Annotated in this window: 6 protein-coding genes; 3 read left to right on the forward strand and 3 right to left on the reverse strand. The window is 60.8% G+C overall.

Features of this window, described 5'->3' with window-relative positions; translation table 11 throughout:
• Positions 1 to 29: 29 nt before the first annotated feature.
• Genes JNM42_RS14200 through JNM42_RS14210 form a run of 3 tightly spaced genes read right to left on the reverse strand, consistent with a single transcriptional unit; the run spans position 30 to position 4,512 of the window.
• Positions 30 to 1,217: an acetate/propionate family kinase gene (locus JNM42_RS14200; RefSeq protein ID WP_294271327.1), complete on the reverse strand. Its 1,188-nt coding sequence runs from the start codon at positions 1,215 to 1,217 to the stop codon at positions 30 to 32.
• A complete protein-coding gene (locus JNM42_RS14205) occupies positions 1,214 to 2,161 on the reverse strand; it encodes a phosphate acetyltransferase (RefSeq protein ID WP_366504452.1) in 948 nt (315 codons plus the stop codon). Before JNM42_RS14205 ends, JNM42_RS14200 begins: the two co-directional genes overlap by 4 nt.
• Complete coding sequence (locus tag JNM42_RS14210) at positions 2,158 to 4,512, reverse strand: DUF3141 domain-containing protein (RefSeq protein ID WP_294271330.1); 2,355 nt, start codon at positions 4,510 to 4,512, stop codon at positions 2,158 to 2,160. Before JNM42_RS14210 ends, JNM42_RS14205 begins: the two co-directional genes overlap by 4 nt.
• A gap of 684 nt (positions 4,513 to 5,196) precedes the next feature.
• Between JNM42_RS14210 and JNM42_RS14215 the strand changes: the two genes are divergently transcribed.
• From JNM42_RS14215 to JNM42_RS14225, 3 genes are all read left to right on the forward strand, one after another.
• Positions 5,197 to 7,365, forward strand: a complete 2,169-nt coding sequence (locus tag JNM42_RS14215) for a patatin-like phospholipase family protein (protein WP_294271333.1) — start codon at positions 5,197 to 5,199, stop codon at positions 7,363 to 7,365.
• A gap of 180 nt (positions 7,366 to 7,545) precedes the next feature.
• Positions 7,546 to 8,151, forward strand: a complete 606-nt coding sequence (locus tag JNM42_RS14220) for a copper-binding protein (RefSeq protein WP_294271336.1) — start codon at positions 7,546 to 7,548, stop codon at positions 8,149 to 8,151.
• Positions 8,152 to 8,424 (forward strand): hypothetical protein (locus JNM42_RS14225; protein WP_294271339.1); only part of this gene is annotated, 273 nt, incomplete at its 3' end.

The following is an 8,424-nucleotide window of genomic DNA, read 5'->3' on the forward strand; positions in this document are numbered from 1 at the left end:
CGGATTCAAAGCTCATGATGCGGTTCTCCTTAATGAATGCTGTTGAGTATGCTGAGGGTATGGCGGGCGATCATCAATTCCTCGTTGGTCGGGATCGTCCAGACTGAAATTCGGCTACCTGCAGTGCTGATGCGCGGACCACCGGCGGTGTTGGCGAGCGGGTCGAGATCTACGCCGAGCCAGGTAGCGGCCTTGCAGACCCGCTCCCTGATCGGCACCGCGTGTTCCCCGATACCGCCGGTGAACACCAGCGCGTCGAGTCCGCCGAGGGCCGCAGCGAGCGAGCCCAGTTCGCGCCCGATACGATAAACAAACAGTTCAACCGCGAATTTTGCCTTGGACTCGGTCGAGTCAAGCAGGGTACGCATGTCGCTGGAAACGCCCGAGACACCGAGCAGCCCGGACTGCTGGTAGAGCAGTTTCTCGACTGCACGGGTATCCATCTTCAGTTCATCGATCAGATAGAGTACGACGCCGGGGTCCAGGTTGCCGCAACGGGTGCCCATCGGCAGCCCGTCGACGGCGGTGAAGCCCATGGTGCTGGATACGCTGTTACCTTCTTGGATGGCGCACATACTGGCACCGTTGCCCAGATGCAGCACTACTGTGCGTCCCTGTGCGGCGTGGGAGTCGAACTGCGGCAGAACGGAAGCGATATATTCGTAGGAGAGGCCGTGGAAGCCATAGCGGCGCACGCCGCGCTCGGTAATCGCGGGTGGCAGCGCGAAGGCCTGGGCCACCGCCGGCTGGTGGCGATGGAAAGCGGTGTCGAAGCAGGCCACCTGGGGCAGATCCGGGCGATTGGCCAGCAACAGGCGGATCGGTGTCAGGTTGTGCGGCTGGTGCAACGGCGCCAGCGGGATAAAGCGTTCCAGGTCTTTGACAATTTCGGCCGTCAGGCGCACCGGCGCGGCGTAGTCAAGGCCGCCATGCACGACGCGGTGTCCGACGGCGGCCAGACGGTGTTCGCCGAGTTGCGCGCGCAGGACGTCGGCCAGGTGGGCGATGGCGCCCGCGTGACCCAGCGCCTGGCCTTCGCCCCACTGTTTATCGCCGATGACCGCACCGGTGGCATTTTTGGCCTTGAAGCGGGGTGCCGTGTACAGCCCCTCCAGTTGCCCGCCGAATTGTAATTCCAGCGACTCGCCGCCTTCCAGGAAGAGCGAGAACTTGATGCTCGACGAACCGGCATTGAGAACCAGGATCGCGTCGCTCATGAAGACACCGCCTTGCCGGCGCTCGCCCGCCGAGCCTGGGCGACCAGCGCCGCCACTGCGCAGGAGGCCAGCCGGGTCATCACCGAATCGGCACGGCTGGTAAGAATGATCGGCACCCTGGCGCCGAGTACAATACCGGCGGCGTCGGCGTCGGCCATGAAGCTCAGGCTCTTGGCCAGCATGTTGCCGGCTTCCAGGTCGGGTACCACCAGGATGTCGGCCTGTCCGGCCACCGGCGAATCGATCTTCTTGATGGCGGCCGCTGTGAGATCGATGGCGTTGTCGAGTGCCAGCGGGCCGTCGAGGATGCCGCCGGTGATCTGCTTGCGGTCGGCCATCTTGCACAGGGCAGCGGCTTCCACCGTCGAGGGCACATCGGGGTTGACCGTCTCCATCGCCGACAGGATCGCCACCTTGGGGTTCGGAAAGCCCAGATCGGTGACGAGATCGATGGCATTCTGGATGATGTGCATCTTGTCGGTCAGCGTCGGGAAGATGTTGATCGCCGCATCGGTGACGACGATCACCCGATCCAGGCTTGGCACGTCCATGATAAAGGCATGGCTGATGCGGCGCCCGGTACGCAGGCCGGTCGCGCTACGCACCACGGCGGCCATCAGTTCGTCGGTGTGCAGGCTGCCCTTCATCAGCATCTCGGCCTTGCCTTCGCGCGCCAGTTGTACCGCCATCTCGGCGGCGGCGTGGCTGTGCGGCACGTCCACCACTTGGTAGCGGGAGATGTCAAGCTTGAACTCTGCGGCGACAGCTTCGATCTTGTCGTGCCGGCCGACCAGGATTGGTTGCAGTATGCCCATTTCGGCGGCTTCCACTGCGCCCCTCAGCGAGCTTTCGTCGCACGGGTGCGCGACGGCCGTGGGTACCGGGGGCAGCGCCTTGCAGCGGGCGATCAGGCGTTCGTATTTCTCGTGTTTGCGTTCCATCATTTTTTCCTTGGTGTCGATGCCGGTTTGGTGGGCTTGCCGGAATCCTGTTTGACCTGCTTGACCGCTTTGACCGGTTCAGCCGCTTTGACCGATTTGACCGGGGTGGCCGCCTTGACAGGCTTGACCGGCTTGGCGACAGCGAAAAAATGTTCAATCTGCGCCAGCCGCTCGGCGCGTTCGCCACTCGGTTTGCCGATGGCGTGGACAGTTCTGCGGATTGCCTCCAGCAATTGAGTGCGGACGGCCGGATCGGGCGGTAACATTTTCGGGATGGCGGCCAGCGCTCCGTCGCGGTCGAGCAGCAGGGAGAAGAACTGCTCGCGCAGCAACTGCTTGAACTCCTCCAGGGTCAGGCCGCCGTGCTCGGCGCGAATCAGGCGCAGTTCGTTGAACGCGCGCTCATCCACTCCCGGCCCGGCCATGCCGATATAGACCAGGCTGCGGATTGCCGCTTCACGAGGGCCACCCACGGCGATCCGGGCCTTGAGTTCGGCGATGCGCTGCTCGATGAACGCAGCGCGTTTGGGGTCGTTCCCAGGGCGCGGGCGCGGGGTTTCGTCCGAGGGATCGAGTCCGACCAGCGATTGCAGCAGCGGCGAGCTGTAGATTGCCAGGAAAATCTGCTCCATGCTGCTCTCGCGCAGATCGCGATAGCCGTCGAGCGCCGCGATGATTCGATCCGAAATCATGGCTTGCACCTGAAGCAGGGGGTTGTCAGGCGAAACCGGCTGGCGCTGCCCACGCACCTGCTCGGCGAGCCGGGCAATTTGTTGCATCAGCGGGTTGCGCTCGGAAAAGATCTGGTAGGGCAGTTCGGCGGTGTTGAGCTTTTGCAGCCATTGGGACGTCTGTTCGTTGATGAATGCCTGGACAAAGGGCTGGAACAGGGTGCGATACAGGCCGAGGTTGATCTCCGACACCCGCCGTGCGGCGGCGAAGCGGCGCTCGTTTTCGGGACTGGGCTGGACGATGGCGCGAACGTCGTCGAGGGTGCGCGGTTCGAAGCGCACGATCCAGTCGCCGGTGACCAGGTCCGGACTGGCGACGTCGGCGGTTTTCGGGGTCATCACCGCCTCGTAGAGACCGGGCGGCAGCACGTCGATCAGATCGATATTGGACTCGAATTCCTGATGTTCCTTGCGGGCTACTCCGCCGCCGACAAAGATGCCGAGATGGCCGATGCTTTCGTGGATCGCGTAGACGATGGTCTGGCCGCAGGCGCGGATGTCGTCATCCTTGCCGTAGAGATCGACGATCCAACCCAGAGCCTGTTGCGGCGGGGTGATGTTGTCGCCCCTGGAGCAGAAACAGACGATCGGCGAGCGGATGTTGCGCAGGTCGATACGGACGCCGTCGCTGGTGAGGATTTCGGCAGTGGCAAGGCGGTTGCCGACGAAAAGTTCATCGACGATCCATTGAATTTCCTCGGCGTTGAGATTGACGTGGCCGCCCCACCATTTCTCGAACTCGAGGAAACGCGCCCCTTCGCTGTCCACCTTCGACCAGAGATCGTAGTTCTTGGTCCAATAGGTATTGGCCGGATTCTGCTTCTCGAAGTTTTCGACCAGGTAGCCGCCGTTGAACTTGCCGGCGCCCAGATCGCTGGTCAGCGCGGTCAGCCAACTGCCGCCGAGCACGCCGCCGGTGTAGCGCATCGGGTTTTGCCCTTCGACGCCGGCCCAATAGGACAGCGGCGATCCGGGAATGATGATCGGCCCGAACAGTTCCGGCCGGACGGCCGCCACCATCATCACCGCCCAGCCGGCCTGGCAGTTGCCGATGACGCAGGGCTTGCCCTCGGCCTCGGGGTGGAGTTCGATGACCTTTTCCAGGAACAGCGCTTCGGCGCGCATGATGTCTTCGATGGTCTGGCCGGGCATCGGGTCGGGGGTGAAGCCGACAAAGTAAGAGGCATGGCCGGCGCGCATGGCCATGCCGAGTTCGCTGTCGGCCTTGAAGCCGCCGATCCCCGGTCCGTGCCCGGCGCGCGGGTCGACGACCACGAACGGACGTTTTTTCGGGTCGATCACTACCCCGTGCGGCGGCTTGACGCGCACCAGCAGGTAATTGGCCGGCCGTTCGAAGGTACGCGCGTCGAGCACCAGCTCGGCGTCGAAGCTCAGTACGTGCGGCACTTCCTTGTTCTTCTGCGCGTAGTATTGCTCGCTGCGCAGACGCAGAACGTCCCAGAACAGAACGGTGCGTTGTAGCGCATCGGTCATGTATTCGCCGAGCGGCCCGCCGGCGAGCAGGGCCTTGCCCGCGATGCCGCTTGAGGTCAACGAGTGCAGCGCATTCGGCGCCGGTTTGACGGATGAGTCGCTCGTGTTCTTGCTCGTTGTCTTGGTCATCTTGATTTGCTCCCGTTACGTTTTGCTGGCTCGGTGCCAGATTCGGGCAGACACTCTCTGCGGATGCTTTTCTGCCCATGCTTGTCGTTCTCGACCTTCTTCATTTAACGGCCAACTCACGGCCTGACACAGTGGGTAAGAGACGGTTTCCCGCCTCCCACCTACAGCCTGTCTTTTTACCCTGATTCCTGTCAGGCAGCTACCCGCTTCAAGTGTAGATTAGTCGCGATTCGGAGGGCTGTGACCTCGGGATATTACGGGGTGTGTGACGGGGAAGCTTCGAGCTTCTTCGTCGGGAGGCCCGGAGCGGGCTGGCGCGCGCTCGAGTTGATGTGAGCGGGAGGGTCAGAGCACAGCGAGGCCATGCCTGATGGCAAAGTCGATCAGTCCGGTTGGCTGTGCAGATCCAGGGCCTCGATCGACTAAACCTGTTGGAATTCCACCATCGGCGCCGCGATCAAGCGCATGAAGTCGATTGCCTTGACCCGGGCTCTCATGTTCCAAGGCCAGTGCAGAGTCTCCGAAACCTGCGATTTTTCAGTCGATGCATACCTGCTATGATGTCGCGCGATCACAGGCGGTCAGGTTGATCGCCCATGTTCGCGTGGAAAAGGATAATTCATCAATGATTGACTTCATTAAACACGGGCTCTCATGAATGACCGTTCAGTTTTACGAAGCTTAGTGCTTGCCGGCCTTTTTGTCGCCGCTTCATTGACCCATGCCGCCGAGACCACGCGACCGCGTATCGGCCTGGTGCTCGGTGGTGGCGGCGCACGCGGTGCGGCGCACATCGGCGTGCTCGAGGTGCTGGAGAAGCTGCGCGTGCCTGTCGATTGCGTCGCCGGAACCAGCATGGGCGGGCTGGTTGCCGGCGCTTTCGCCGCCGGGCTGTCGCCGGCCGAGATGCGCAGAGAGTTGGCCAAGGCCGACTGGAACGACATGTTCCTTGACAGCCCACCATATTCCGAGGTCAATTACCGCAACAAGGCCATTTCAAAACGCTTTCTTCCGGCTACGGAAACCGGCTTTAACAGTGAGGGCCTGACCTATCAGGGCGGAGTGGTCTCCGGGCAGAAGATCAAGCTTTTCTTCAACCGGCTGGTCAATTCCGATCTCGGCGAGCGCGAAATCGAAACCTTGCCGCTGCCGCTGTCGATCGTCGCCACCGATATCGGCAACGGCGACAAGGTCGTTTTTCGCAGCGGCAGCCTGACCAAGGCCATGCGCGCCAGCATGTCGGTTCCCGGACTGATGTCGCCGGTCGATTATCAGGGGCGCAAGCTGGTCGATGGCGGGCTGGTCGACAACGTGCCGATCGACGTGGTGCGCGATCATTGCCAGGCCGACATCGTGATCGCCGTGAACGTCGGCTCACCGCTGATGAAAGCCGAGGATGTCGGTTCGCTGCTCAGCGTCTCGGTGCAGATGGTCAATATTCTGACCGAGCAGAACGTGACGCGCTCGCTGGCTACGCTAAAGCCCAGCGACATCTACATCAAGCCCGATCTGGAAGGAATCAGCGCCGGCGATTTCGTAAAGAGTTCTGAAACAGCCGATCGAGGCAGGGAAGCTGCGCTGGCCGTAACTGATCGCCTGCAAGCCCTGGCCGTGAGCGAAGAGGTTTACAGCGCCTGGGTAAACCGGATCGCCTTCGTCAGGACCGAGTCCCCCGTCATCGACGAAATTCAGGTGGCCGGGCTGAAGGTGGTCAATCCGGCGGCGGTCGAACGGCAGATTGAGGCCCGGCCCGGCGAACGGCTCGACGAGACGACGCTCAACCGGGACATGTTGCGTATCTATGGCGACGGCTGGTTTGACAGTGTCGACTACTCTGTGCTGACGACCCGCGATCGCAATATCCTGCGCGTGCTACCGGCAGAAAAGATCTGGGGGCCCAATTACCTGCGCTTCGGCCTCAGTCTGGAAAGCAACTTCAGGGAGGACTCGACCTATGGCCTGCGTGTCGCCTACGACAAGACCTGGCTCAACCCGCTGGGCGGAGAATTGATCGTCGCGGCTGAAATCGGCAATTCGCCGGGGCTGCTGCTGGATTATTATCAGCCGCTGGAAGCGCAGCAGCGCTATTTCTTCGAGTCTAAGCTGTCCTATGAGGGGCGACCCTTCAACCTCTATCAGAATAACGACAAGGTCGCCGAGTACTGGCGCACCAAAGGGCTTGTTTCGGCCGGCGTCGGCATGAACATCGGCCTGCTCGGCCAAGTACGTGCCGGCTGGCGTCAAATCTGGCAGGAAGCCACCCTGGAGACCGGGATTCCCTCCGCCATTTTTCCGGCCAGGACCAACGAGTCGTATGGCGGGGAATACCTGGCGCTTGATTTTGAACAGATGAACCGGATCTTTTTTCCGAGCAGGGGCTGGAGTTCAAAGCTGGCCTATTTCAATTCGTCAAAAGCGGGTTACAGCAAGGTAGGCGCAGAAGTCGAGGCGGCCTATCCGATCGGCGATTTTGTGATCAATTCGAAACTCCGTTATCAGGGATCGCTGAACGGGCAACTGCCGTACTACGACGCGGCTACTCTTGGCGGATTCCTGAATCTCTCCGGGTTTGCGTTGCAGGAGTTGAACGGCGACAATATTCGCTACGGCAACATTCGTGTCGAAAAGATCATCGGGCAGTTCCCGCTCGGTCTGCGCGGTGATTTGCGCGCCGGGGTGGCGCTTGAAACCGGCAAGGTCGGAAAACCCTATACGCAAACGCAGCTCAGCGGCTGGATGAATTCAGCCGCCGTCTATCTCGGTGGCGAGACGCCGCTCGGGCCGTTTTATCTCGGTTATGGACGATCCGACACTGGCTCGTCCAGCTTCTATCTGTTCTTTGGAACGCCATAAAGAAGGGCGATAATTCCCATCAGGCGATTTGCATGAAGAGGCTCGAGCTTCAGGCCGGGCCGGGAGTTTGGCGGGCAGGCCAGGGCAGCGGGTATTACAAAAACGGTGACTTGAATTGAGAGACTGTTCATAATGCGGCAAGTGAGTCGTGGTCTTACATTTTTTCACAGGAGGTAGTTCATGAAATACAAGCTTTCGATTCTGGTTGCCGTTCTTGCAGCGTTGCCGACGCTGTCCCTGGCGCAGATCGCGCCCACCGGTACTTCGGTCGTCATCAAGGAGAAAGGTGCGGTGCGCAGCGTTGATTCGGTCGTCATGCAAGGCCGCATCATCGCCATTGACCAGGACACTCGGCGCGTGACGATCAAGGGCGGCAGCGGCAAGGAACTGTCATTTGTGGCCGGGCCTGAAGTCAAGAATTTTGCGCAATTGAAAGTCGGCGATATCGTGACAATGAACGTCATTCAGTCGCTTGCGCTTGAATTGAAGAAGGGCGGCCATGAGTTGCGTCAGCGGGTTGAGAGTGGCGAAACGATCAGTGCCCAGCCCGGTCAAAAGCCGATGGGTGGTGAATCCACGACGGTTCGCATTATCGCGGATGTAACGGCAGTGAACAAGAAAACCGGAGTGGTCAGCCTGCGCGGCCCGCAGCGGACGCTCGATCTGAAGGTCAAGGACAAAACCATGCTGAAGGATATCGCCGTTGGCGATCAGGTCGAGGCCACCTTTGAAGAGGCCACCGTGATTTCAGTGAGGGCAGGAAAGCCGGCCAAGGGGGTGAAGTAAATGGCCAATCAATCGCAGGAGACCAAGGATGCGGGTGTGCTCGCTGTCATTGTGGCGCGTATGGAACAGCAGCGACTGCCCAGAGCGATCGATCTGAAAGCCAAGGTCGATCACGGCGGTGTTCTCGATGACCTGGATATCGAATTTCTGGAAGGGGTATTTGCCGATAGCAATGAACTGAAGCCGCTGCTGGTGCGCCACCCCGAGTATCAGGATCTGGCGGCACGGATGATGGCCCTCTATCGCGAAATTACGACCAAAGCGCTGGAGAAT

The organism is Propionivibrio sp., assembly GCF_016790145.1.
Lineage (GTDB): Bacteria > Pseudomonadota > Gammaproteobacteria > Burkholderiales > Rhodocyclaceae > Propionivibrio.